The organism is Pseudomonas nitroreducens, from assembly GCF_024170165.1.
GTDB lineage: Bacteria > Pseudomonadota > Gammaproteobacteria > Pseudomonadales > Pseudomonadaceae > Pseudomonas > Pseudomonas nitroreducens_C.
The window spans coordinates 220,784-245,451 of the sequence record NZ_JALJXP010000004.1 but is presented as its reverse complement, the minus strand read 5'-3'; the positions used below and the strand labels follow the sequence as shown (position 1 = coordinate 245,451).

Genomic DNA, 24,668 nt, shown 5'->3' with positions numbered 1-24,668 from the left:
ACGCGCCGGAGTGCCCCTTTCAGGAGGCCGAAGGTGATCGGAGTTTCAGGGGGAGAGCGGCATGGATGCCGCGCAAGCCGCGACTGGCCATGGATGGCCCTTCGCGGCGGCCCCCTGAAACTTCGAGGAACCGAGGGTACTTTTCGCGAAGCGAAAAGCCGGATGTAGGGGCGAGACCTTTGCCTCCTTTGGGACGTTTGCCAAAGGAGGTCGCCCGAGGGGGCGAAACACAAAGCTCGCGCGTACACCGGCGCGGCGCTTAAACATAGAACCCCAAGCAAAAGCATCGCGGACAAAGTCCGCTCCTACAAATCATCCGCAGGAAAAAGCCGCCGCACGAGTGTGCGGCGGCCCGGTTCGCGGAGGGGTCAGAAGTTGACCTTCAGCCCCAGCGTCACCGCCTGGTCGCGGTAGCCGTTGTCGCCGAACTGCTTGCCCACTTCACCCCAGACGTTGACCCGGCTGTTCACCTTGCTGGTGGCGCCGAGTTTGACTTCGAAGATGTCGCTGGCGCCGTCCATTTCGAACCTGGTGCTGCCCATCTTCGCGCCGAAGTCGTCGGTGTTGTGGATCCAGTTGGTTTCCACGTAGGGCTCCACGCCGTAGGTGTTGGCGAAGCCGCCTGCCTTGTTGCTGCGCACGGCGGCGCGGGCACCAAGTCGGGTCATGATGTTGCCGTCGCCCTGGCCGGTGACCTTGGTGCCATTGGCCTCGCGGTGGGTGTCGGCCTTCACGCCCATGTAGACCACCTGTGCCTGTGGCTGTACGTAGTAACTGGCGCTTTCGGTCTTCGCCACGGTGAAGGTCTTGCCGGCCTCGATGGAGGCGGTCACGCCCTTGGCGTCGTATTTTTCCTTGGCCAGTTGCTCGCCGCGCACTTGGGCGTCGAACTCGTTCCACAGGATCCAGCTGTCGACATAGGCGCCATTCTCGTCGTCCTTGTTCTCGTACCAGGTGCCATAGACACCGAGGCTGTAGCCGTCGATCTCGCCGCGCGAGCGGTAGCCGGTGATGCGCGACCGGGTCGTGGAGTTGCCGTTGGCGTAGCCGGCCATCACGCCGAGAACCCAGTCGCCGTTGTCGGTCTGCTGGCGGTACAGGTCGCTGCCCAGTTGCAGCACGTAGCGGTTGGACTCGGTCTTCAGCTGCCCGGTGCTGTCCTCCCAGCGGCTGGAGCCGTCGACGTTGCGCATCCAGAGCATCGAGGTGACCTGCTTGCCGGTGTCCGGGTCGACATAGGTCAGGTTGCCGGTGCGGTCATGCAGGCGGTGCAGGAACATCGTGTTGGCTGCCGCAAGGTTGGCGGTGTAGCTGCCGCCTTCGGGCTGGCGCACGCGGTCCTTGTCGCCGGGAGCGGGTTGCTCCGGTGTCGGGTCGGTCGGGCCCGGATCGATCGGACCGGGCTCTTCAGGACCCGGATCGACAGGGCCCGGATCTTCGGGGCCGGGATCGACGGGACCGGGATCTTCCGGACCCGGATCGACGGGGCCCGGGTCTTCAGGGCCGGGATCGACAGGACCGGGATCTTCCGGGCCCGGATCGACGGGGCCGGGATCGACGGGACCCGGGTCTTCCGGACCGGGATCTTCCGGCTCCGGCTCGGTCGGCTTGTAGGAGGTCAGGTACCAGTCGCTGGCCGCGCCGTTGGATCCGACGAAGCTGCCGCCGCGGCGCAGTACGTATTCGTAGCCGCCCTCGGTGACGCGGTCGGACTTGAACTCCCCGGCCGAGGTGCCGCCGACGGTGATCATCTGGATGCCTTCCAGGGTTTCGGCGCCGGGTCCGCCGGTGTTGTCGACGGTCACGCGGGTTTCGCCCGAGGTATTGCCGGCAATGGCGAGTCTGTCGGTTTCCGACTCGTCGCCTTCGAGGTAGGTGTTCATCAGCAGATGCCCGCCACCGGTGAAGTCGCCAGTCACGGTCAGCGTCTTGTAGCTGTAGTCGCCGTGCTCGTCATGCCGGTCATAGAGCAGTTGCGCGCCGTCGGTCAGGGCGAGGTCGCTCAGGCTGGAGTTGCCGGTCATCACCCAGCGGCTGCTGCCGTCCAGCGCCAGGTCGATCTGCCCGTCGGTCTTCTTGCTGTCGGCGGTCACCGACTGGGTGGTGCCGACGAAGTAGGAGCCGGCGGCCATCTTCAGGTCGATACGGCCTTCGTTCTCGGCCAGCAGGCGGACGCCCTTCTTGCCCTGGGAGCCATCGGCGAGGCTGCTGTTCAGGTCGAAGACATGGGCATCGCTGCTGCGGATCACCGAGTCCTTGCCCAGGGCATAAATGGCTGCGTTGCCATCGTTGACACGCACGCTGGTGTCGCCGTTGAGGTTCACGGTGCCGCCGCGATCCCCGGTCTGGTCGGCCAGTGTGCTGGCGTGAATGCCGTAGGTGCTGGCATTGGTGGAACCGGCGGTGATGTGGGTGCTGCCCAGGTTGATCACCCCGCCGCGGTTGGCGAACACGGCGTGGGCGAACAGCCCCTTGGTGCTGATCTCGCTGCCATCGCCGAGGGTGACTTCGGCATCGCCGTTGAACTTGTCGCTGTTGGTGCTGCGGTTGCCGGCATAGACCGCGTAACCGTTGCCGTCGGACGCGTTCGCGCCCATGCCGGTGGTGCTGATCTTCGCGCCGGTACCCAGGGTGATGGTGTTCTTGCCGCCGTGGATCGAGGTGTTGGCGCGCACCCCCATGCCCGCGGTTTCGATGATCGCGTCATTGCCGACCACCACGCTGGAATTGCGCGAATTCTCGGTGACGTTGATGCCGTCGGCGGAGCTGCCGGTGGTCTTGATCTGCAGCTTGTCGATGGTGAGGGTGTTGGTTCCGCCGTTGGCCTGGATCGCGTCCGACTTCGAGGTGGTGGTGCTGATGTACAGGTCCTTGAGGGTATAGGTCGAGCTGTTGCCGTAGATGCCGAAGCCGGTCGGCGTGAAGGACTGGGCCTCGGTGGTCTTGATTTCCACGCGGTCGAAGGTCGAGGTGTCGCCGAAGTACCAGTACAGCGAGGTATCGCATTTCAGGACATTGCCATCGGCCGTGCAACTGCCGGCCTGAACTCCGCTGCCATGCAGCAGCAGGGTGCTGGCCAGGGCGATGTGCGAGGCCAGTAGGGTCTTGGTGAAGCGCATTGCAAACCTCCTTGCACCGCTCGCCGTGTGGCGATGCGGGGCGGGTTTCCAGCGCCTGTGTGAGCCTGTCCTGGCGGGAGACCGGAGCGTTCCGGATCGCTCTCCTGCTTTCGCTGGAAGTTGCTTGGGGGAGGCGTGGCCGCGAGCCGGTGTGCCACGCCAGACCCGCGGCCGATAAGGGCTGCGGCGGGTCAGTGGGGACATTGTTCAGCGCGCGTTCAGGTAGCCGAATAAGACGAATCTCAATCGGCGGGCGGCGGGGAGGGGGATCGGAAAAAGCTTGATCCAACGCAAGGGGTGGAAGCCGGGCCGGGCATTGCGCACCGGTCCGGCGAAGCAGGGCGGGCCTTACTTGTTCAGCTTGACCACGTCACCGGAAACGGTGGTGGTGTAGCCGTTCAGGACCCAGGCCCAGAACCACTTTTCCTGCACCTGGGTGTTGATCAGCGCGTCGCCGCCCTTGGATTTGACCGCGGCATTCTGCGCACGGACGAAGCGGTCGTTCTGCTGGATCGGGATGAAGCCCAGCAGCATCAGGCCGGTGGCCTTGCCTTCGCCGTGACCGATCACGGTGTACTGCTCGGGGCTGTAGGTCTGGGTCTTCATCGGGGTGCCGGTGCAGCCGGCGAGGATGGCGGTGGCCAGCAGGGTGGCGGCGATACGGGAAAACTTCACGTGACTCTCCTGAGATGCAACCCCCGGGACTCTTTCCCAGGGGGAGCGCAGGGTAGCCATCAATGGGCCATGACAAAAGGGGCAAAGGCGGTACCTGTAACAAAACCGACAGCTTTCCGGCTGGCCCTGGTCGCTCGCTGGCCAGCGAAGACCGTGCTCAGAACAGGAAGTAGCGCTGCGCCATCGGCAGCACGTCGGCTGGTTCGCACCACAGCAACTGGCCGTCCGCGCGCACCTGGTAGTTCTGCGCATCCACCTCGATGTGCGGCAGGTAGGCGTTGTGGATCAGGTCGGTCTTCTGCACGCTGCGGCAGCCCTTCACCACGCCGATGGCCTTGTGCAGCCCCAGTTCGTGGTGCACGCCCAGATCGAACGCAGCCTGGCTGAGGAAGGTCAGGCAGGTGGCATGGCGGCTGCCGCCAAAGCTGGCGAACATCGGCCGGTAGTGCACCGGCTGCGGCGTCGGGATCGACGCGTTGGCGTCGCCCATCAGGCTCGCGGCGATGGCCCCGCCCTTGAGGATCAGGCTCGGTTTCACGCCGAAGAAGGCCGGGCGCCAGAGCACCAGGTCGGCCAGCTTGCCCGCTTCGATGCTGCCCACTTCATGGGCCACGCCATGGGTGATCGCCGGGTTGATGGTGTACTTGGCGATATAGCGTTTCGCGCGGAAGTTGTCGTTGCGCGCGCCGTCGCCGTCCAGTGCCCCGCGCTGCTTCTTCATCTTGTCGGCGGTCTGCCAGGTGCGCGTGATCACCTCGCCGACGCGGCCCATGGCCTGGCTGTCGGAGCTGATCATGCTGAAGGCGCCGAGGTCGTGGAGGATGTCCTCGGCGGCAATGGTCTCGCGGCGGATGCGCGATTCGGCGAAGGCCACGTCCTCGGCGATGCTCGGGTCCAGGTGATGGCAGACCATGAGCATGTCCAGGTGCTCGTCGATGGTGTTGCGGGTGAAGGGCCGGGTCGGGTTGGTCGAGCTGGGCAGCACGTTGGCGAAGCCGCAGGCCTTGATGATGTCCGGCGCGTGGCCGCCGCCGGCACCCTCGGTATGGTAGGTGTGGATGGTGCGACCCTTGAACGCGGCCAGGGTGGTTTCGACGAAGCCGGACTCGTTGAGGGTGTCGGTATGAATCGCTACCTGCACGTCGAGGCGGTCGGCCACGGTCAGGCAATTGTCGATGGCTGCCGGCGTGGTTCCCCAGTCCTCGTGCAGCTTCAGGCCGATGGCACCGGCGCGTACCTGTTCTTCCAGCGGTAGCGGCAGGCTGGCGTTGCCCTTGCCGGTGAAGCCGATGTTCATCGGGAAGGCATCGGCGGCCTGGAGCATGCGCGCCATGTGCCAGGGGCCGGAGGTACAGGTGGTGGCATTGGTGCCGGTGGCCGGCCCGGTGCCGCCACCGATCATGGTGGTGACTCCGCTCATCAGCGCCTCTTCGATCTGCTGCGGGCAGATGAAGTGGATGTGCGTGTCGATGCCGCCGGCGGTGAGGATCATGCCCTCGCCGGCGATCACTTCGGTGCTGGCGCCCAGGGCGATGGTCACGCCGGGCTGGATGTCCGGGTTGCCGGCCTTGCCGATGGCGGCGATGCGTCCGTGCTTGAGGCCCACGTCGGCCTTGACGATGCCCCAGTGGTCGAGGATCAGCGCGTTGGTGATCACTGTGTCGACGACCTGCGCGGCGCACAGCTGGCTCTGGCCCATGCCGTCGCGGATGACCTTGCCGCCGCCGAACTTCACTTCCTCGCCGTAGACGGTGAAATCCTGCTCCACCTCGATCCACAGATCGGTATCGGCCAGACGCACGCGGTCGCCGACGGTGGGGCCGAACATGTCGGCGTAGGCTTGTCTGCTGATCTTCATCCAGCGCTCCTTGGCTGTTTTCCTGCGGGCGCTCAGAGGCTGCCCATCACCCGTCCGGCAAACCCGTATACCTTCCGCTCTCCCGCCAGCTCCACCAGCTCCACCTCGCGGCTCTGCCCAGGTTCGAAGCGCACTGCCGTTCCGGCAGGGATATTCAGGCGCATGCCGCGCGTCGCGTCGCGATCGAACAGCAGCGCGTCGTTGGTTTCGAAGAAGTGGTAGTGCGAACCGACCTGGATCGGCCGGTCGCCACTGTTGGCCACCCTCAGCGCGAGCGTGCGGCGGCCGGCATTGAGTTCGATCTCGCCGGGCTGGATGTCGTATTCGCCAGGGATCATGGGGAGCTCCTTGGGTCGAGGATCAGTTGCATGAAGGTCAGGTCGAGCCAGCGGCCGAATTTCTGGCCCACCTGTGGCATCTGCCCGGTGATGGCGAAGCCCAGGCGCTCGTGCAGGCGGATCGACGCCGCGTTGCCGCTCTCGATGGCCGCAACCATCACGTGCAGGCCCTGGCTGCGCGCGCGCTCGATCAGCGCCTGCATCAGCAGCGGGCCGAGGCCCTTGCCGCGCTGGTCGGCGCGCACGTAGACCGAATGCTCCACGGTCTCGCGATAGCCGGCGAAGGCCCTCCACGGGCCGTAGCTGGCGTAGCCCAGCACCTCGCCGTCATCCTCCGCCACCAGCACCGGAAAGCCCTGCCCGGTGCGCTGGTCGAGCCAGGAGCGGCGGTTCTCCAGATCGACGATATCGGTGTTCCAGATGGCAGTGGTATGGGCGACGGCGTCGTTGTAGATGTCGCGCAGACTGCCGAGGTCGGCTTGGCTGGCGTTGCGGATGAGCATGGCGGTTCCTCAGTTTCGTAGGGCGGATGAAGCGGAACGCTTCATCCGCCATTGTCTTTGCGCCGCAGGTTGGGCGTGCGCGGTCAGGCGATGGGCTGGTGCACGGTGACCAGCTTGGTGCCGTCCGGGAAGGTGGCTTCCACCTGGATCTCCGGGATCATTTCCGGCACGCCATCCATCACCTGATCACGGGTCAGCAGCGTCGTGCCGTAGTGCATCAGGTCGGCGACCGTCTGGCCATCCCGCGCGCCTTCGAGCAGGGCGGCGGAGATCAGCGCCACGGCCTCCGGGTAGTTGAGTCTTACACCCCGGGCGAGGCGGCGCTCGGCGACCAGGCCGGCGGTGAAGATCAGCAGCTTGTCCTTCTCGCGAGGGGTCAGGTCCATCTCAGGTGCTCCAGATTCGGGGGGGAACGGCCGCGCGGCCGAGCAGCGCCGGCCGCAGCCGGCGCCAGAGTTCGATGAGCCAGGCGCGGGCGTGCAGCGCCTCATGGGCGAGGCAGCGGGCGACGACAAGGCCGGGCAGTTGAGTGAGATTGCCGCGTCCCTGGCAGGGGATGGCGCGGCAGGCTTCGATCAGCGCCGCGTCGATCTGCCCGCTGGCGATCAGCGTCGCCATCACCGGGTGGCCGGCGAGGCCTATGGGCGAGTCGAGCAGGCGGTCGTTGCCGACCACACGCTGGCGCTCGTGCCACAGGCGCTGGCCGTCGCGGCGGATGTCCAGGGCGGCGGCGAAGTGGCCGTCGTCGAAGCGCTCGCCGCTGGCCGGGCGGCCGAGGGCGACGATGTCCCAGTAGAACAGCCGGGCGTCCGCTTCGAGGTCGATACAGGTGGCCAGCTCGGTCCGGGCGCCGGAGTAGACGATGGTTTCCTGCGGCAGCCATTCCAGCGTGGCGCCGGGGCCTACGCGGATGTCCAGCTGCTGCCTTGCCGGGCAGCCGGCGCGGTACCACTTGGCGGCACCGGGGCTGGTCAGCTGCGCCCAGCTGCCGTGGCCGGCGTGGATATCGAGGGTCAGCGTATCGCCACCGGCGATGCCGCCGGGCGGGTGCACGATGATGTGCTGGCAGACCTGCGGCCCTTCCGCGTACAGGTGTTTCTGCACGCGCAACGGCCCGAGGTGGCGGCGGGTGACCGGCCGCGTGCTGTCGCCGACCAGGGCGTAGGCCAGCTCCAGCTCGGCGTGCCAGGCGGGATGGAAGAGGGTGGCCGGTGCGTTCATGGGCAGCTGCGAAACCAGGGATGCTCAGGACAGAGCAAGCAGCGTGCCGGGATGCGCCAGGATAGTGCGTGGTGCCCGCCGGTAGCGCTGCAAGACAGCATTGGTGCGGGTTCAGCGGAGGGGAGGGGGATTGTCTGATCGGTCAGGTATGGGCGCAATTGCGGTGCGTTGGCGGTGCGTGCGCACTTGAATGGTGCGCAGGAGCCGGGCCTCAGCCCAGCTGCTTGCGCATGTACACGCGGCGGAAACCGTTCTCCAGCCGGCGCGCGTATTCCTGGTAGCCGTTCTTCGCGTACAGCTCGATGTTTTCCACCATGCGCTCGTTGGTATAGAGGTACAGCGATTGGTAGCCCAGCTGCACGGCAGCTTCCTCGGCCTGCACCAGCAGCACGCGGCCGACGCCCTGGCCAGCGCATTCGGGCAGCACAGCGATGTTGTCGAGCAGGAAGCCCTCGTCAGTCTCGCGCATCACCAGCAGGCCCACCGGTACACCGTCCTGTTCGGCGATCAGCACGCGGTCCTCGGCGATCACCGCGTGGTAGTCGTCCAGCATCGGCCCCGGCTTGCGGCCGAGCTTGGGAATCCACTGGGCGTAGGCCGCCGCCACGCAGACCGCGGCGAATCCGGCGTCGTCGTTGACGGCGGGGCGCAGGGTGATCGGCATGGCAGGCTCCAGAAAAACGAGTACGGGGCCTGGCAGCTTGCCACCCGCCGCCGTCATCCGCCAGTGACAGGTCGTCTCAGATCGCCACCAGCCCGCGCACGCCGTCGCTCTCCATGTCCGCGCCACGGCCCTGCTGGACGATCTCGCCACGGGACATCACCAGGTACCGGTCGGCCAGTTCGGCGGCGAAATCGTAGAACTGTTCCACCAGCAGAATGGCCATGTCGCCACGCTCGGCGAGCTTGCGGATCACCGCGCCGATCTCCTTGATCACCGAGGGCTGGATGCCTTCGGTGGGCTCGTCGAGGATCAGCAGGCGTGGCCGGCTTGCCAGCGCGCGGCCGATGGCGAGCTGTTGCTGCTGGCCGCCGGAGAGGTCGCCGCCGCGACGCTGCTTCATCTCCCGCAGCACCGGGAACAGCTCGTAGATGAACTCCGGCACGGCCTTGGCTTCGCCGGTGCTGAACCGCGACAGGCCCATCAGCAGGTTTTCCTCCACCGTCAGGCGCGGAAAGATTTCCCGCCCCTGGGGCACGTAGGCGATCCCGGCATGCACGCGCTGGTGCGGCTTGAAACCGGTGATCGGCTTGCCCTCCCAGCTGACCTTGCCGTCCTTGGCAGGCACCAGGCCCATCAGGCAGCGCAGCAGGGTGGTCTTGCCCACGCCGTTGCGCCCGAGCAGGCAGGTGACCTCGCCGATTTTCGCGTCGAAGGACAGGCCGCGCAGGATGTGGCTGCCGCCGTAGTACTGGTGCAGTTTGTCGACTTGCAGCATGGCGTGTTCCTTGGAAATGGGCTGCGGCGGATAACGCTGCGCGTTATGCGCCCTACGGTTGGTTCTGGGGTAGGGCGAATGAAGCGGGACGCTTCATCCGCCATCGTTCTAACGACCCAGGTAAACCTCGATCACCTGCTCGTTCGCCTGTACGTCCTCCAGCGAACCTTCGGCCAGCACGTGCCCCTGGTGCAGCACGCTGACGTGGTCGGCGATGCTGCCGACGAAGCCCATGTCGTGCTCCACCACCATCAGCGAGTGCTGGCCGGCGAGGGACTTGAACAGCTCGGCGGTGAACTCGGTCTCGGCGTCGGTCATGCCTGCCACCGGTTCGTCCAGCAGCAACAGTTGCGGTTCCTGCACCAGCAGCATGCCGATTTCGAGGAACTGCTTCTGCCCGTGGGACAGCAGCCCGGCGGGACGGTTGCGCGACTCGCGCAGGCGGATGGTGGTGAGCACCTCCTCGATGCGGTCCTTCTGCTCGCCGGAGAGCTTCGCCCGCAGGCTGGCCCACACCGACTTGTCGGTCTTCTGCGCCAGCTCCAGGTTCTCGAATACCGAGAGCGCCTCGAACACCGTGGGCTTCTGGAACTTGCGGCCGATGCCGGCCTGGGCGATCTCCACCTCGCTCATGCGGGTGAGGTCGAGGGTTTCGCCGAAGAAGGCCTTGCCGTTGTCCGGGCGGGTCTTGCCGGTGATCACGTCCATCAGCGTGGTCTTGCCGGCGCCGTTGGGGCCGATGATGCAGCGCAGTTCGCCGACGCCGATGTACAGCGTGAGGTCGCGCAGGGCACGGAAGCCGTCGAAGCTGACGTTGATGTCTTCCAGGGTGAGGAGGGTGCCGTGGCGCACGTCCAGCTGGCCGCTGGCGCTCGCACCGATGCCGATGGCATCGCGGCTGGCGCCCGGGTCGCGGTTGGGATCGTAGGCCGGTTCCAGCATCAGGTGGGGGACCGCTCTCATTGTTCTTTCTCCCGCTTGATCAGGCCGAGGATGCCGCGCGGCAGGTACAGGGTGACGACGATGAACAGTGCGCCGAGGAAGAACAGCCAGTACTCGGGGAAGGCCACGGTGAACCAGCTCTTCGCGCCGTTCACCACGCCTGCGCCGAGCAGCGGGCCGATCAGCGTGCCGCGCCCGCCGAGGGCAACCCAGACGGCAGCCTCGATGGAGTTGGTCGGTGACATCTCGCTGGGGTTGATGATGCCCACCAGCGGCACGAACAGAGCGCCCGCCAGGCCGCAGAGCACGGCGCTCAGGGTCCAGACGAAGAGCTTGTAGCCGCGCGGGTCGTAGCCGCAGAACATCAGGCGGTTCTCGGCGTCGCGCAGGGCGGTGAGCACCCGGCCGAACTTGCTGCGCGCCAGGGCGAAGCCGATCGCCAGGCTCGCCGCGAGCAGCAGGACGATGGCGATGAACAGCGCCGCACGGGTACCCGGCGCGGTGATCGAAAAGCCGAGGATGCTGCGGAAGTTGGTGAAGCCGTTGTTGCCGCCGAAGCCCGTCTCGTTGCGGAAGAACAGCAGCATGCCGGCGAAGGTCAGCGCCTGGGTCATGATCGAGAAGTACACGCCCTTGATCCGCGAGCGGAAGGCGAAGAAGCCGAACACCAGCGCCAGCAGGCCGGGCGCCAGCACCACCAGGCACAGCGCCCAGAGGAAGTGCTGGGTGCCGGCCCAGTACCAGGGCAGCTCGGTCCAGGAGAGGAAGGTCATGAAGGCTGGCAGCTGGTCGCCGGCTGCCTCGCGCATCAGGTACATGCCCATGGCGTAGCCGCCCAGGGCGAAGAACAGCCCGTGGCCCAGCGACAGCAGGCCGGCGTAGCCCCACACCAGGTCCAGCGCCAACGCGACGATGGCGTAGCAGAGGATCTTGCCGGTGAGCGTCAGGCCGTAGGCGGAGAGGTGCAGCGCGTGGGTCTCCGGCAACAGGTGCAGCAGTGGCAGGACCAGCAGCGCAATGAGCGTGGCGCCGACGAGGCCGGCGGTGAATTTGGGGCCGGCCTTCTGCGCGGCCGTCACGGTGAGTGGCTGGTTCAATCGATGACCCTCCCTTTCAGAGCGAAGAGCCCCTGCGGACGTTTCTGGATGAACAGGATGATCAGCGCGAGGATCAGGATCTTGCCCAGCACCGCGCCGATCTGCGGTTCGAGGATCTTGTTCGCCACGCCCAGGCCGAAGGCGGCGAACACGCTGCCGGCGAGCTGGCCGACGCCGCCGAGCACCACCACCAGGAAGGAGTCGATGATGTAGCTCTGGCCCAGGTCCGGACCGACGTTGCCGACCTGCGACAGCGCCACGCCACCCAGGCCGGCGATGCCCGAGCCGAGGCCGAAGGCGAGCATGTCCACGCGGCCGGTGGGCACGCCGCAGCAGGCGGCCATGTTGCGGTTCTGGGTGACGGCGCGGACGTTCAGGCCCAGCCGCGTGCGGTTGAGCAGCAGCCAGGTGAGCGCCAGCACGAATAGCGCGAAGCCGATGATGACGATGCGGTTCCACGGCAGCACGAGGTTGGGCAGCACCTGGATGCCGCCGGACAGCCAGGCCGGGTTGGCCACCTCGACGTTCTGTGCGCCGAACAGCACGCGCACCAGTTGGATCAGCACCAGGCTGATGCCCCAGGTGGCGAGCAGGGTTTCCAGCGGGCGGCCGTAGAGGTGGCGGATCACCGTGCGCTCCAGCGCCATGCCGATGCACGCGGTGACCAGGAATGCCACCGGCAGGGCGAGCAGCGGGTACAGCTCCAGCACGCCGGGCGCATAACGTTGGCAGAGCAGCTGCACCACATAGGTGGAGTAGGCGCCGAGCATCAGCATCTCGCCGTGGGCCATGTTGATCACCCCGAGCAGGCCGTAGGTGATCGCCAGGCCGAGGGCGGCGAGCAGCAGGATCGAGCCCAGCGACAGGCCGCTGAAGGCCTGGCCGAACAGGTCGCCGACCAGCAGCCGGCGCTTCACCTGGCCGAGGCTGGTGGCGGCGGCGGTGCGCACCGAGTCGTCGGGTTCGACGGCGGGGTCGAGGAGGTTTTCCAGGCGGGTGCGCGCTTGCGGGTCACCGGATTCGCCCAGCAGGCGCACGGCGGAGAGGCGTACGGCAGGAGCCGGGTCGGCCAGCTGCAGGTTGGCCAGGGCCAGTTGCAGGGCGGCTTTGACGTCGTCGTCTGATTCTTCGTTGAGACGGTATTCGAGCAGCGTGCGTTGCGCCGGGCGGGCGCTCTTCTGCAACTGACGGGCGGCCTCCAGGCGCACCTCGGCGCTGTCGGCGACCAGTTGGTGGCTGGCCATGGCGGTGTTCACCAGGCCGCGCAGGCGGTTGTTCAGGCGCAGCTTGTCGGGCTCGCCCACCGCTGCAGCGCCGCCGTCGGCAGGGTGGTACTGGCCGTCGTCAGCGAGGAGGAAAGCGCGGTTCTGCGCATCGACGGCGAGGCGCCCGGACTGGATGGCTTCCAGTAATGGCAGGCGGTCGGCGTCGGGTGCCGCGGCCCATTGTTCGAGCAGTTTGGCGCGGGCGTCGTTGTCGGCGCTGGCGAAATCCTGCGCGGGGCCGGCGAAGGCGAGCTGCGGCAGCAGCATGGCCAGCGCGAGGGCGCAGAGGCGGAGCAGGGGGAGCAAGGCAGTGGGCATGGCGGTTTTCCCTGAGAGGCGGGTGTGGGCTGGTGCCCCCTCTCCCCAGCCCTCTCCCTGAAGGGAGAGGGAGCTGTCCGTGCCGCCAGATACTTCTGGCCTCATCCTGCGTCTGACTGCTTTTCTCCCGTCAGGGAGATAACTGTCCGAGCCGGCTGACGCCTGGGTTTGATCTTGCGCCGTACGGTCCCCTCTCCCTTCAGGGAGAGGGTTAGGGAGAGGGGCTCTGGGCCCGCTCCGGATCAGTTGCTGCGCACCGCGTAATCCGGCTTCTTGTCGTTGCCCGGAATGAACGGGCTCCACGGCTGGGCGCGGATCGGCTCGGGGGTCTTCCAGACCACGTTGAACTGACCGTTGTCCTCGATCTCGCCGATCATTACCGGCTTGTGCAGGTGGTGGTTGGTCTTGTCCATGGTCAGGGTGAAGCCAGACGGCGCCTTGAAGGTCTGCCCGCCCATGGCCTCGCGGACCTTGTCGACGTCGGTGCTGCCGGCCTTCTGCACGGCCTGTGCCCACATGTGGATGCCGACGTAGGTGGCCTCCATCGGGTCGTTGGTCACCGCGGTGCTGTAGTTGGGCAGGTTCTTCGCCTTGGCGTAGGCCTTCCAGTCGGCGACGAACCTGGTGTTTTCCGGGTTCTTCACCGACTCGAAGTAGTTCCACGCGGCGAGGTTGCCCACCAGCGGCTTGGTGTCGATGCCACGCAGCTCCTCCTCGCCCACGGAGAAGGCCACCACCGGAACCTCGGTGGCTTCCAGGCCCTGGTTGGCCAGCTCCTTGTAGAAGGGCACGTTGGAGTCGCCGTTGACGGTGGAGATCACCGCGGTCTTGCCGCCGGCGGAGAACTTCTTGATATCGGCGACTATGGTCTGGTAATCGCTGTGGCCGAACGGCGTGTAGACCTCCTGGATGTCCTTGTCGGCCACGCCCTTGCTGTGCAGGAAGGCGCGCAGGATCTTGTTGGTGGTGCGCGGGTAGACGTAGTCGGTGCCCAGCAGGAAGAAGCGCTTGGCGGCGCCGCCGTCCTCGCTCATCAGGTACTCCACCGCCGGGATGGCCTGCTGGTTCGGCGCGGCACCGGTGTAGAAGACGTTGGGCGACATTTCCTCACCCTCGTACTGCACCGGGTAGAACAGCAGGCCGTTGAGCTCCTCGAACACCGGCAGCACGGATTTGCGCGACACGCTGGTCCAGCAGCCGAAGACCACCGCGACCTTGTCCTGGGTCAGCAGCTGGCGTGCCTTCTCGGCGAACAGCGGCCAGTTGGACGCCGGGTCGACCACCACCGCTTCGAGTTGCTTGCCGTTCACCCCGCCCTTGGCGTTGATCTCGTCGATGGTCATCAGCGCCATGTCCTTGAGCGAGGTCTCGGAGATCGCCATGGTGCCGGACAGCGAATGCAGGATGCCGACCTTGATGGTCTCGGCGGCCTGGGAGCTGAACGGGAACAGACCGGTGAGCAGCAGGGCGCTCATGGCCAGCGTACTTTGCAACAGCGGACGACGTTTCATCGCGGCAGCCTCCTTGGCTATCCAGGGGCGGGGAGTTGCCGGTGCGGCAGCTTCCCCGGAATTGGGGCGACCCACGCTCGGGTCGAAGCTGCCATCGCAGCATCCGTGCCAAACAGGCAAAAGCCTTGGCGCAGATGGGCTGCACGCGATTTTCTGTCGTATAGGTGAGGTTTTTCAGTGCGCGGCTTTGGTGCGCCGAACGCCCTTTGGTGCGCGGTGCTCCCCAAAGGGGCGCGTCACTGCGGGATGAAGTAGCCGCGCACGCCGGTCATGATGATCTGCGCGGCGAGGGCGCAGACGAACAGCCCCATCAGGCGGCTGACGATCATCAGGCCCTGCTCGCCGAGAACCTTCTCGATCTTGTCCGAGAGGTAGAGCGTGATGCCCACCGTCAGGCAGGCGAGGAAGATTGCCGCCAGGGCGAGGAGCTTGTGCTCCCAGTCCTGGTTCACGCCCATCACCAGCAGCGCACCGATGGTGCCGGGGCCGACGGTGATGGGGATGGTCAGCGGGACTATGGTGACGTCCTGCTGCACGTTGTCGGCCTGCACCGCCGAGCGCCCCTGGGCCATGCCCAGGGCGGAGATGAACAGCACCGAGCCGGCGCCGATGCGGAAGGCGTCGGCGGTGATGCCGAACAGGGTGAAGATGTAGCGGCCGAACAGGTACAGCAGCACGCTGGCGATCAGCGCCGCCAGGGCCACGCGCCAGGCCATGCGCTTGCGGTCGCGGGGGGCGAAGCCGCGGTTGAGGCTGATGAAGCAGGAGAGGACGAAGAAGGGGCTGTAGAGCACCAGCATCTTCAGGTACACGCTGAACATCGCTTGCATGGGAACGACTCGTCCGGATTGAGTGGGCGCGGCAGGGCAAAGCATAGCGGCTGGGGCGGCGGGTGGCATTGCGGCGGGGCAGGCGCGCGTTGATTCTTGCTGGCCGGTTGCACTGGTTGGCGCTGGCGCTCCCTGTGGGAGCGCCCCATGGGCGCGATCGCGGGCATGGCCCGCTCCTACAGGGAGAACAGGGGCTGGGGAGAATCAGGAGGGGAGCGCGTCGCTCTGCTGGCGCAGGCGGCGGTCACGCTCGCCGACCCAGTAGGCCACCAGCTCGCGCAGTTGCGACAGTTCCACCGGCTTGGCCATGTGGCCGTCCATGCCGACCAGTCGCGCGCGCTCCTTGTGCTCGCTGAGGATGTGCGCGGTGAGCGCCACCACCGGGGTGTGCGGGCGGTGTTCGCTGGCTTCCCAGGCACGCAGGCGTTCAGTGGCGGAGAAGCCGTCGAGCACCGGCATCTCGCAGTCCATCAGCACCAGGTCGTACTGGGTGGCCTTCATCGCGGCCAGGGCTTCCTCGCCGTTGCTGGCGGTGTCGGGCTGCAGGTTGAGCTTGCTCAGCATGCCGCGGATGACCTTGGTGGAGATGCTGTTGTCCTCGGCGACGAGGATGCGGAAGTCACTGGGCGGCACGTTCGAAGTCGGTTCGCTGGCCGGCGCGAGGTAGTTGCTCACACCGCTCGGGCCACGCTGCGACAGCTCTTCGGCGAGGGTGGCCTTGAGCGTGTAGCCGGCCACCGGCTTGGCCAGGATGCGCTTGATCCCCGCGTTGCGCGCGATGATCTTGCTCGGTGCGTTGCTGATGCCGGTGAGCATGATCAGCAGGATGTCGTGGTTGAGGTTCGGGTCTTCCTGGATCTTGGTCGCCAGCTGCATGCCGGTCATGCCGGGCATGTCCTGGTCCAGCAGGACCACGTCGAAGTACTCGCGTAGGTGCGCCTTGGTGCGCAGCTGCGCCAGCGCTTCCTTGCCCGAGGACACCGCGCTGACGTTCATGCCCCAGGCGCTGCATTGCTGCACCACCACCTTGCGGCAGGTCTGGTTGTCGTCCACCACCAGCAGGCGTGCGCCCTGCAGCGGGCCGTCGAGATCGGCGCCGACCTGGTCGATCTGCTGCGGGTCCAGCGGCAGGCTCAGCCACAGCAGGTTGCCCGAATCGCCACCACTGTCACCGCTCTCTATTCCGAAATCGCCGGACATCAGGCGGATCAGCTGGCGTGCGATGATCAGGCCGAGACGGCTGCTCATACGGGTAGCGGAGAGGAAGTCGCGGCTGTGCAGCTCGGCGGTGAGCAGGGCCTGGCGGTCGGCGCTGTCCAGCGGGCGGCCGCTGTCCTGCACGGCGATACGCAGGCGCGGTTGGGTCGGCGGGCCGTCGAGGGCGACCACCAGCAGGATCTCGCCTTCATCGGTCTGCTTGAAGGCGTTGTCCAGCAGGCTCAGCACCGCCTGGCGCAGGCGCGTCGGGTCGCCACTGACGATGCGCGGCACCTGCGGCTGGGTGAAACTGATCAGCTCGACCTTCTGCTGCTCGGCCTTGGCGCGGAAGATCGCCAGGCAGTCCTCGATCAGTGCGCCGAGGTCGAACTGCACCTCGTCCAGCTCGATCTGCCCGGACTCCAGCTTGGAGATGTCGAGAATCTCGTTGATCAGCGAGAGCAGCTCGTTGCCCGCGCTGTGAATGGTCTGCACATAGTCGCGCTGCTTGGCCGAGAGCGGGGTGCCGAGCAGCAGCTCGGTCATGCCCAGCACACCGTTCATGGGGGTGCGGATCTCGTGGCTGATCTTCGCCAGGAAATCGCCCTTGGCTTTCAGCTCGGCAACGTTGGCGGCGCGCTGGCGGCTCGCGGCGAAATGGTCGTTCTGGATTTTCCGCTGGCGCTCGGCGAGTGCCAGGCTGAGCAGGAAGCCGACCACCGCCGAGAGGCCGAGCAGGCCGCTGCCGAGCCATTCCGCGCGGGTCGCCACGTAGCCCAGCAGCGAAGGCAGGCTCAGGCACCAGACCACCACGAACAGCCCCATGCCGATGGCGAACAGGCGTGCCGGCCGGTAGGCGTGAATCCAGTAGTAGACCGCCACGCCGAGAATGCCCAGGGTCACCAGGGTGATCAGCCCGTAGACCAGGCTGCTGATGGACAGGCCGAACAGCAGGTTGAGCGCGATGCACAGCACCGCCAGCGCGGCGGTGCCGCCCAGCAGCAGGCGCTTGAGCGGCAGGCGCGGGGTGAGGTCACGGAAGAAGCTGGCGGTATAGCCAAGGCCGCAGATCAGCGTTACCACCAGGCAGCCCAGCGCAATCATCGGCTGCAGCGACTGGCTGTTGCCGTACCAGGGGCTGAGCAGGCCGAACAGGTTGAGGCAGGCCAGCAGCAGACTCGCATGCACGCCGGCCAGCCACAGGCCGCTGGCGACGCGGGTGTAGGCGAAGCGCACGAGGTTATAGAGCAGCAGCATGGCCAGGCAGCCGATCAGCACGCCGAAGTGCAGCGGGCGCTGGTCGTTGCTCGGCTGGCCGGCGGCCTCGATGCTGATGTTCGGGCGCAGCGGCAGGGTCGAGGCGAGGCGCAGGTACAGGTCCAGCGGCTCGGCGGCGCTGCGCAGCGGGATCACCAGGTCGCTGTTGAGCAGCGGGCGCTGCACCGGGGAGAGGTTGCCGGCGCTCTTCTGTTCGAGGACTTTCTGCCCGTCGAGGATGAACATCTCGAAGCTGTCCAGGCTCGGCGCGAACAGGCGCAGTTGCTGGGGCTCGTCGTTGGCGGGCAGGCGGAAGTGCAGCCAGGTCGCGCCGGGGCCGGCGGGGGCGTGCAGATCGTTGATGTCGAGGGGGCTGAAGAGAGTGCGGTAGCGCGGGGAGATCACGTCCTGCAGTTGCAGGCGGGCGTCACTGTCGTGGAGCTGGGACCAGCCGGGATCCTGGCTTGCCGCATAGGTCGGAAGACAGACCAGAGCGGCCAGCAGCAAGCTGACGAGGAGTCCTGTGGCAGTCCAGAGCCGACGCACGGCGAAGTCCCTTCGGTAGTGAGTGGGCGGATTATAGCCAAGTGTGCTGAAGGCCGTAATCCACCCGTGCACGCCGGGACCAGCGGGAAGGAGGCGTCCGACGGGGGACGCCTCCGCCCGTCGGATCAGCCTTCGCCGCGCTCGCGGGCGATGGCGCGATAGCCGATGTCGGTGCGGTAGAAGCTGCCGTTCCAGCGAATCTTCTCGGCCAGGCGGTAAGCCTGCTCCTGGGCCGAGGAGACGCTCGGGCCGATGGCGGTGGCGCACAGCACGCGGCCGCCGGCGGTGACGACCTGGCCATCCTTGAGCGCGGTACCGGCGTGGAACACCTTGCCGTCGAGCTGGGCGGCCTCGTCGAGACCTTCGATGGCGTCACCCTTGGCGTAGTCGCCCGGGTAGCCGCCAGCGGCGATCACCACGCCCACGGTGGGACGCGGGTCCCAGGTGGCTTCGACCTTGTCCAGCGCCTTGGCCAGGGCGGCCTCGACCAGCAGGACCAGGGAGGATTCCAGGCGCACCATGATCGGCTGGGTTTCCGGGTCGCCGAAGCGGCAGTTGAACTCGATGACCTTGGGCTTGCCACTCTTGTCGATCATCAGGCCGGCGTAGAGGAAGCCGGTGTAGACGTTGCCTTCCTCGGCCATGCCGCGCACGGTCGGGTAGATCACTTCGTCCATCACGCGCTTATGCACGTCAGCAGTCACCACCGGGGCGGGGGAGTAGGCACCCATGCCGCCGGTGTTCGGGCCGGTATCGGCATCGCCGACGCGCTTGTGGTCCTGGCTGGTGGCCATGGGCAGCACGTTCTGGCCGTCGACCATGACGATGAAGCTGGCTTCCTCGCCGTCGAGGAACTCTTCGATCACCACGCGCGAACCGGCGTCACCGAAGGCGTTGCCGGCGAGCATGTCGCGCACGGCTTCCTCGGCTTCGGCCAGGGTCATGGCGACGATCACGCCCTTGCCCGCGGCCAGGCCGTCGGCCTTGATCACGATGGGCGCGCCTTTCTCTTTCAGATAGGCCAGCGCCGGCTCGACTTCGGTGAAGTTCTGGTAGTCGGCGGTGGGGATCTGCTGGCGCGCGAGGAAGTCCTTGGTGAAGGCCTTGGAACCTTCCAGCTGGGCGGCGCCGGCGGTGGGGCCGAAGATGTCCAGGCCACGGGCGCGGAACAGGTCGACCACGCCTTTGACCAGCGGCGCCTCGGGGCCGACGATGGTCAGCTGCACGTTCTTCGCGGCGAAGTCGGCCAGCTCTTCCAGGGCCAGCACGTCGATGGCGACGTTTTCGCACTTGGCTTCGGTGGCGGTGCCGGCGTTGCCCGGCGCGACGAAGACCTTCTGCACGCGCGAATCCTGCGCGACCTTCCAGGCCAGCGCGTGCTCGCGACCGCCGCTGCCGATGATGAGTACGTTCATTGGAGTTCTCCTGAACAGTTCCGGCTTTGCCGGATTGTTGGGTATCGCTTCGCTCGCGGAGCGCCGCCCGGCCCAACCTACAAATGCTTTACGACCGAATCGCGCTCTTGATCAATCGATCTCAAGGGGCGCGATGGAGCGGGTAGATGCAAGGCGCCCGAGCGTTCACCAAGCGGAGTTGCCTTCTGGCAATGAGCATTGGGGAACGTTCGGGCAACGCAGCAGATGCCTGCTTCAGCGCGTCCGATCCACCTTAGTGGCGGAAGTGGCGCATACCGGTGAACACCATTGCAATGCCGGCTTCGTCGGCGGCGGCGATCACTTCGTTGTCGCGCATCGAACCACCCGGCTGGATCACCGCGGTGATACCGGCCTTGGCAGCGTTGTCGATGCCGTCGCGGAACGGGAAGAAGGCGTCGGATGCCATGACCGCACCCTTCACTTCCAGGCCTGCATGTTCGGCCTTGATGGCGGCGATGCGGGCGGAGTTCACGCGGCTCATCTGGCCGGCGCCGACGCCGACGGTCTGGCGCGCCTTGGCGTAGACGATGGCGTTGGATTTTACGAACTTGGCGACTTTCCAGGCGAAGATCAGGTCGTGGATTTCCTGCTCGCTCGGGGCGCGCTGGGTGACGATCTTCAGGTCATCGGCGGTGATCATGCCGATGTCGCGGCTCTGTACCAGCAGGCCGCCGTTGACGCGCTTGAAGTCCCAGCCCGGCGCACGCTCGGCCGGCCACTCGCCGCACTCCAGCAGGCGCACGTTGGCCTTGGCAGCGACCACGGCACGGGCGGCTGCGGAGATTTTCGGGGCGATGATGACTTCGACGAACTGGCGCTCGACGATGGCCTGGGCGGTCTCGCCGTCCAGTTCGCGGTTGAAGGCGATGATGCCGCCGAACGCCGACTCGGTATCGGTGGCGTAGGCCAGGTCGTAGGCCTTGCGGATGCCGCCTTCGTTTTCCGGAACCACCGCCACGCCGCACGGGTTGGCGTGCTTGACGATGACGCAGGCCGGCTTGACGAAGCTCTTCACGCACTCCAGCGCGGCGTCGGTGTCGGCCACGTTGTTGAACGACAGCTCCTTGCCCTGCAGCTGGATGGCGGTGGAGACGCTGGCCTCGCCCTTCTTCGCCTCGACGTAGAACGCCGCGCTCTGGTGCGGGTTCTCGCCGTAGCGCATTTCCTGCGCCTTGATGAACTGGCTGTTGAAGGTGCGCGGGAAGGCGCCGCGGTCTTCGGTGGACAGGGTGTCGCGCGCCTGGTCGATGGTGCCCAGGTAGTTGGCGATCATGCCGTCGTAGGCCGAGGTGTGCTCGAAGGCCTTCAGGGCCAGGTCGAAGCGCTGGGCATAGGTCAGACCGCCGGCTTTCAGGGCGCCGACGATGCTGGCGTAGTCACCGGCGTTGACCACGATGGCAACGTCCTTGTGGTTCTTCGCCGCGCTGCGGACCATGGTCGGGCCGCCGATGTCGATGTTCTCGATGGCGGTCGGCAGGTCGCAGTCGGCCTTGGCCACGGTCGCTTCGAACGGGTACAGGTTGACCGCCACCAGGTCGATCGGCTTGATGCCGTGCTCTTCCATCACCGCGCCGTCGAGGTCACGACGGCCGAGGATGCCTCCGTGGATCTTCGGGTGCAGGGTCTTCACGCGGCCATCCATCATCTCCGGGAAGCCGGTGTAGTCGGCCACTTCCACGGCGGCGATGGCGTTGTCCTTGAGCAGCTTGTAGGTGCCGCCGGTGGAGAGAATCTCCACGCCGAGGGCAGCCAGCTCACGGGCGAAATCGACGACGCCGGTCTTGTCGGAAACGCTGATCAGCGCACGGCGGACGGGCAGGCGGGTGGTTTGGTCGGTCATAACGGCTTCCACAAAGGCTTCGGGCTTTTCGCGTGTCAGGCGTGGGCCCGGCTGACCTTGTGGTCGCGGGCCCGCGCCTGCCACCTGTCAGAGAAGATCGTACTGCTTGAGTTTCTTGCGCAGGGTCCCGCGGTTCAGCCCCAGCAGTTCGGAGGCTTTGGTCTGGTTACCCTTCACGTGGTTCATGACGGTTTCCAGCAGCGGCGCTTCGACTTCGCAAAGCACCATGTTGTACACGTCCGTGACCGGCTGCCCTTCGAGATGGGCGAAATAGTTATGCAGTGCCTTTTCCACGCTGTCGCGGAGGGTCTGGCCCTCCTGCGTCGGAGTGGTCAGGTGCTGTTTAAGGTTGGCGTTGTCGCTCACGGGTGTCATTCCACTCACTAATGTCTCGGTCATCGTTGTCATGCGGCCACCCCTTCTCCGTTATTGTGGCGCTCGGCGAAGAACTGCCTGACGCTGGCGCTCTGTGCATCCGTGTCCTGCAAACGATTGAACTGGGAACGGAACTCCGCCGCTCCCGGTAGGGTTGCGAGGTACCAGCCCACATGCTTGCGGGCAATTCGCACACCCATTTCCTCCCCATAAAACGCATGCAATGCAGCCAGGTGTTCGAGCAGGATGCTCTGCACCTCCTGCAGACTCGGCGCCGGCAGAAGTTCACCGGTGCTCAGGTAATGATCGATCTCGCGGAAGATCCAGGGGTTGCCCTGGGCGGCGCGGCCGATCAGCAGGGCATCCACGCCCGTCTGCTCGAAAACCTGCCGTGCCTTGCGCGGTGAATCGATATCACCGTTGGCGAAGACCGGAATCGAAACCGCCTGCTTGATCGCCGCGATGGTTTCGTACTCCGCCTCGCCGGTGTAGAGGTCGGCACGGGTCCTGCCGTGTACCGCCAGCGCCTGGATGCCCGACTGCTCGGCGATCCGCGCCACCGTCACGCCGTTCTTGTTCGACCGGTCCCAACCGGTGCGAATCTTCAGGGTGACGGGAACCTCTACCGCCGCGACCACCGCCTCGAGGATGTCGGCCACCAGCCGTTCATCCTTCATCAGCGCGGAACCCGCGGCCTTGTTGCAAACCTTCTTTGCCGGACAACCCATGTTGATGTCGATGATCTGGGCACCCAGCTCCACGTTGCAGCGGGCGGCTTCCGCGAGCATCTGCGGGTCGCCGCCGGCGATCTGCACCGAACGCGGTTGATCCTCGTGGTCGTGCTGCAGGCGCAGGCGCGACTTGCGGCTGTTCCACAGGCGGACGTCACTGGTGACCATCTCCGATACCACCATGCCGGCGCCAAGGCGGCGACAAAGCTGGCGGAACGGACGATCGGTGACGCCGGCCATCGGGGCCAGGATCAGTCTGTTGGGCAGTGTGTAGGAGCCGATGCGTACCACCGACTGGATTTCCATGGTCAATGGGGCGGGAACACCGAGGCGCCGCGCGTTACGAGACTCGCGGGTGCTTTCGGGGCCTGCCACCGGTGCTAGCAAAAAAGGGAGGGCATGATACCCGCTCTCGATGACCGGATAAAGGCGATTTTGGATAAATTCTGAGCAATCCCGGGCTTAGTACCCCAGGTAGGAAGACGAGCGGAACTGGCGCGTTCAGGCGCTTTGAGCTAGTCGCAGGGTCATTCCGGCGAGTGGAAGCTCAGGCTGTAGTTCACCGCTTTGGGGCCCGGATCGAGAATGTCCAGGGAGATGTGGATCGGCGTCTGCGGCGGCATCTCGCTCTGCCCGGCCAGTTCGCCCGAGAGGTACTCGCTGGGCTTGAAGCGGCGGCTGGCGATCAGCTGGCCGTTGAGGTCGGCGAAGCGCATCTCCAGCAGCGGGAAGGGCTGCGAGAAGTTGGCGCGGTTGTAGATGATCGCGTCCACCACCAGCGCGCCGCTGAAGTCCGGGTGGCTGCGCACCACCAGGTTGCTGCTGCGGATCTGCTCCACGTCGACCTTGGAGGGCAGGGTGCAACCCAGCTCCGGGCAGGCCTGGGCGAACCAGGGGCGGTACTGGTCCTGGCGGGCCAGTTCGTCGAAGTGATAGGCGATGTACTGGCCGGCGAGACCGGCCAGGGCCAGCAGTACCAGCAGCAGCCAGAGCAGGCGGCGGCCCCAGCGGCTCTTCGGCTTCTGCCAGTCGAGCTGCAGGGGTTCGTCGCTGAGGTCGTTCAGGCCGTCATTGCCAAGGCCCGGATCGGCGCGCCGATTGTCGCCGCGCTGGTCGGCCAGCGGCGGCTCCTCGTCTTCATCGTCGGGCTCGTCGTCATCACGGCGGGCGCTGAAGGCTGGAAGTTTCTCGTCGTCGCTCTCGACGCGAAGGGGGGCCGGGTCGATGCGCGGTTCGTGCTCCGGCTCTTCCTCGGGTTCATCCGGCTCGGGTTCCTTGTCGGCCACCAGGCGTGCTTGGGCGGGCGGCTCTTCCGGTTCCTCGACGGGCAGCCGGCCGAAGCTGGGCTCCTGGCGGGAAGTGCGGCTTGCGCCGTTCTGTTCCTCTTCGATCAGGGCTTCGGCCCAGCGCTCGTCATGCGGGTCGCGCTTGTCTTCCTGGCGGGTCTGCAAGGCCTCGCTGGGGCGCGGCGCGCGGTCGATGCTGAGAAACTCCTGGGACAGTTCGAACTCGTCGAGCTTGGCCAGTTCCTCGTCGAGGTTGAGGCTGTCCAGATCGAGATCGTCGTGGATCCACAGCGTTTCGTCTTTTTTTCCGGCAGCCGGCGCAGGCGCGGGTTTGGGCGGCTCGCTGGTCACGGTCGCCGCCGGGGCGATCACTGCGGTCGCGGCGACGGCCGGAGCGGGTTCGGCAACCGCTGCCGGTTTCGCTGCCGCCTTCGGCTCGGCGACGGCGGGCTTTTCCGCGACATCGCTGGAGTGCCTCGCGGCATGGGGGGCCAGCGGCCAGCCGAGGGTGGCGGTGCCGGTGGCGCCCGGGGCGGCGGGCTTTTCAGGGGCGAAGGTGTTGAAGGCAGGCGCGGCAGCTGGCGCTGCGGCGATGGGCTCCGGCGGGGGCGGCGGCGCGGAGGGCGCTACCGGCTCCGGAGCCGGAACGGGTTTCGCGGTTTCGACGGGCGGCGCCGCCGTGACAACCGGGACCGGAGCCTGGGTCGGCTCGCCGACCATGTTCTGCGGCGCACTGAAGACCTTCAGGCAGGTACCGCAGCGCACAGCACCGCTGGCCGCGCCCAGTTGCGCTGAGTTGACGCGGAAACGGGTCTGGCAATGGGGGCACTGGGTGATGAAGCTTTCGCTCATGCGGCGGTCCGGCGGAAAAATCTGGCGGTTAG

The 24,668-nt window shown here is 66.5% G+C and carries 20 protein-coding genes; all 20 read right to left on the bottom strand.

What is annotated here, in order from left to right; genetic code table 11:
• Positions 1 to 368: 368 nt before the first annotated feature.
• Positions 369 to 3,119, bottom strand: coding sequence for an autotransporter outer membrane beta-barrel domain-containing protein (locus tag J2T47_RS10490; protein ID WP_253445697.1), 2,751 nt, complete (start codon positions 3,117 to 3,119; stop codon positions 369 to 371).
• Between the two features lie 348 nt (positions 3,120 to 3,467).
• Positions 3,468 to 3,794 carry a hypothetical protein gene (locus tag J2T47_RS10485; RefSeq protein ID WP_253445695.1) on the bottom strand — a complete coding sequence of 109 codons (327 nt, stop codon included), beginning with the start codon at positions 3,792 to 3,794 and terminating at the stop codon, positions 3,468 to 3,470.
• Between the two features lie 157 nt (positions 3,795 to 3,951).
• Positions 3,952 to 5,652: an urease subunit alpha gene (gene ureC, locus J2T47_RS10480; RefSeq protein WP_253445693.1), complete on the bottom strand. Its 1,701-nt coding sequence runs from the start codon at positions 5,650 to 5,652 to the stop codon at positions 3,952 to 3,954.
• A gap of 32 nt (positions 5,653 to 5,684) precedes the next feature.
• Positions 5,685 to 5,990 (bottom strand): urease subunit beta, encoded by a 306-nt coding sequence (locus J2T47_RS10475; RefSeq protein ID WP_253445691.1) that lies wholly within the window; start codon positions 5,988 to 5,990, stop codon positions 5,685 to 5,687.
• The gene (locus tag J2T47_RS10470; protein ID WP_253445689.1) at positions 5,987 to 6,493 is read right to left on the bottom strand and encodes a GNAT family N-acetyltransferase; all 507 of its coding nucleotides are present in this window, start codon (positions 6,491 to 6,493) and stop codon (positions 5,987 to 5,989) included. The genes J2T47_RS10475 and J2T47_RS10470 overlap by 4 nt, the downstream gene beginning before the upstream one ends.
• A gap of 83 nt (positions 6,494 to 6,576) precedes the next feature.
• Positions 6,577 to 6,879 carry an urease subunit gamma gene (locus tag J2T47_RS10465; protein ID WP_253445687.1) on the bottom strand — a complete coding sequence of 101 codons (303 nt, stop codon included), beginning with the start codon at positions 6,877 to 6,879 and terminating at the stop codon, positions 6,577 to 6,579.
• 1 nt (position 6,880) lies between these two features.
• Positions 6,881 to 7,714 carry an urease accessory protein UreD gene (locus J2T47_RS10460; RefSeq protein ID WP_253445685.1) on the bottom strand — a complete coding sequence of 278 codons (834 nt, stop codon included), beginning with the start codon at positions 7,712 to 7,714 and terminating at the stop codon, positions 6,881 to 6,883.
• 211 nt (positions 7,715 to 7,925) lie between these two features.
• Positions 7,926 to 8,378 carry a GNAT family N-acetyltransferase gene (locus J2T47_RS10455; RefSeq protein ID WP_253445683.1) on the bottom strand — a complete coding sequence of 151 codons (453 nt, stop codon included), beginning with the start codon at positions 8,376 to 8,378 and terminating at the stop codon, positions 7,926 to 7,928.
• A gap of 76 nt (positions 8,379 to 8,454) precedes the next feature.
• A complete protein-coding gene (gene urtE, locus J2T47_RS10450; protein ID WP_253445681.1) occupies positions 8,455 to 9,153 on the bottom strand; it encodes an urea ABC transporter ATP-binding subunit UrtE in 699 nt (232 codons plus the stop codon).
• A gap of 108 nt (positions 9,154 to 9,261) precedes the next feature.
• The gene (gene urtD, locus J2T47_RS10445; protein WP_253445678.1) at positions 9,262 to 10,116 is read right to left on the bottom strand and encodes an urea ABC transporter ATP-binding protein UrtD; all 855 of its coding nucleotides are present in this window, start codon (positions 10,114 to 10,116) and stop codon (positions 9,262 to 9,264) included.
• A complete protein-coding gene (gene urtC / locus J2T47_RS10440) occupies positions 10,113 to 11,192 on the bottom strand; it encodes an urea ABC transporter permease subunit UrtC (protein WP_253445676.1) in 1,080 nt (359 codons plus the stop codon). Before urtC ends, urtD begins: the two co-directional genes overlap by 4 nt.
• Positions 11,189 to 12,775, bottom strand: coding sequence for an urea ABC transporter permease subunit UrtB (gene urtB / locus J2T47_RS10435; RefSeq protein ID WP_253445673.1), 1,587 nt, complete (start codon positions 12,773 to 12,775; stop codon positions 11,189 to 11,191). The genes urtC and urtB overlap by 4 nt, the downstream gene beginning before the upstream one ends.
• 242 nt (positions 12,776 to 13,017) lie before the next feature.
• On the bottom strand, positions 13,018 to 14,286 hold the full coding sequence (gene urtA / locus J2T47_RS10430) for an urea ABC transporter substrate-binding protein (protein ID WP_253445671.1): 1,269 nt from the start codon (positions 14,284 to 14,286) through the stop codon (positions 13,018 to 13,020).
• Between the two features lie 236 nt (positions 14,287 to 14,522).
• Positions 14,523 to 15,116, bottom strand: coding sequence for a MarC family protein (locus tag J2T47_RS10425; protein WP_253445669.1), 594 nt, complete (start codon positions 15,114 to 15,116; stop codon positions 14,523 to 14,525).
• 204 nt (positions 15,117 to 15,320) lie between these two features.
• Complete coding sequence (locus tag J2T47_RS10420; protein ID WP_301295464.1) at positions 15,321 to 18,077, bottom strand: hybrid sensor histidine kinase/response regulator; 2,757 nt, start codon at positions 18,075 to 18,077, stop codon at positions 15,321 to 15,323.
• A 164-nt stretch (positions 18,078 to 18,241) separates the two neighbouring features.
• Positions 18,242 to 19,531 carry a phosphoribosylamine--glycine ligase gene (purD, locus tag J2T47_RS10415; RefSeq protein WP_253445665.1) on the bottom strand — a complete coding sequence of 430 codons (1,290 nt, stop codon included), beginning with the start codon at positions 19,529 to 19,531 and terminating at the stop codon, positions 18,242 to 18,244.
• 253 nt (positions 19,532 to 19,784) lie between these two features.
• Positions 19,785 to 21,392 (bottom strand): bifunctional phosphoribosylaminoimidazolecarboxamide formyltransferase/IMP cyclohydrolase, encoded by a 1,608-nt coding sequence (purH, locus tag J2T47_RS10410; protein WP_253445662.1) that lies wholly within the window; start codon positions 21,390 to 21,392, stop codon positions 19,785 to 19,787.
• An 87-nt stretch (positions 21,393 to 21,479) separates the two neighbouring features.
• Entirely contained in the window at positions 21,480 to 21,800 is a 321-nt protein-coding gene (gene fis, locus J2T47_RS10405; protein WP_024766365.1) for a DNA-binding transcriptional regulator Fis, read from the bottom strand.
• A complete protein-coding gene (gene dusB, locus J2T47_RS10400; protein WP_253445660.1) occupies positions 21,797 to 22,804 on the bottom strand; it encodes a tRNA dihydrouridine synthase DusB in 1,008 nt (335 codons plus the stop codon). The genes fis and dusB overlap by 4 nt, the downstream gene beginning before the upstream one ends.
• A 221-nt stretch (positions 22,805 to 23,025) precedes the next feature.
• Positions 23,026 to 24,636, bottom strand: coding sequence for a DUF3426 domain-containing protein (locus tag J2T47_RS10395; RefSeq protein WP_253445658.1), 1,611 nt, complete (start codon positions 24,634 to 24,636; stop codon positions 23,026 to 23,028).
• Between the last annotated feature and the right edge of the window lie 32 nt (positions 24,637 to 24,668).

Bases quoted from the DNA above. Each gene is read 5' to 3' on its own strand.
- J2T47_RS10490 (WP_253445697.1), bottom strand. From the start codon at position 3,119: ATGCGCTTCACCAAGACCCTACTGGCCTCGCACATCGCCCTGGCCAGC.
- ureC (WP_253445693.1), bottom strand. From the start codon at position 5,652: ATGAAGATCAGCAGACAAGCCTACGCCGACATGTTCGGCCCCACCGTC.
- J2T47_RS10475 (WP_253445691.1), bottom strand. From the start codon at position 5,990: ATGATCCCTGGCGAATACGACATCCAGCCCGGCGAGATCGAACTCAAT.
- J2T47_RS10470 (WP_253445689.1), bottom strand. From the start codon at position 6,493: ATGCTCATCCGCAACGCCAGCCAAGCCGACCTCGGCAGTCTGCGCGAC.
- J2T47_RS10465 (WP_253445687.1), bottom strand. From the start codon at position 6,879: ATGGACCTGACCCCTCGCGAGAAGGACAAGCTGCTGATCTTCACCGCC.
- J2T47_RS10460 (WP_253445685.1), bottom strand. From the start codon at position 7,714: ATGAACGCACCGGCCACCCTCTTCCATCCCGCCTGGCACGCCGAGCTG.
- J2T47_RS10455 (WP_253445683.1), bottom strand. From the start codon at position 8,378: ATGCCGATCACCCTGCGCCCCGCCGTCAACGACGACGCCGGATTCGCC.
- urtE (WP_253445681.1), bottom strand. From the start codon at position 9,153: ATGCTGCAAGTCGACAAACTGCACCAGTACTACGGCGGCAGCCACATC.
- urtD (WP_253445678.1), bottom strand. From the start codon at position 10,116: ATGAGAGCGGTCCCCCACCTGATGCTGGAACCGGCCTACGATCCCAAC.
- urtB (WP_253445673.1), bottom strand. From the start codon at position 12,775: ATGCCCACTGCCTTGCTCCCCCTGCTCCGCCTCTGCGCCCTCGCGCTG.
- urtA (WP_253445671.1), bottom strand. From the start codon at position 14,286: ATGAAACGTCGTCCGCTGTTGCAAAGTACGCTGGCCATGAGCGCCCTG.
- J2T47_RS10425 (WP_253445669.1), bottom strand. From the start codon at position 15,116: ATGCAAGCGATGTTCAGCGTGTACCTGAAGATGCTGGTGCTCTACAGC.
- purD (WP_253445665.1), bottom strand. From the start codon at position 19,531: ATGAACGTACTCATCATCGGCAGCGGCGGTCGCGAGCACGCGCTGGCC.
- purH (WP_253445662.1), bottom strand. From the start codon at position 21,392: ATGACCGACCAAACCACCCGCCTGCCCGTCCGCCGTGCGCTGATCAGC.
- fis (WP_024766365.1), bottom strand. From the start codon at position 21,800: ATGACAACGATGACCGAGACATTAGTGAGTGGAATGACACCCGTGAGC.
- dusB (WP_253445660.1), bottom strand. From the start codon at position 22,804: ATGGAAATCCAGTCGGTGGTACGCATCGGCTCCTACACACTGCCCAAC.
- J2T47_RS10395 (WP_253445658.1), bottom strand. From the start codon at position 24,636: ATGAGCGAAAGCTTCATCACCCAGTGCCCCCATTGCCAGACCCGTTTC.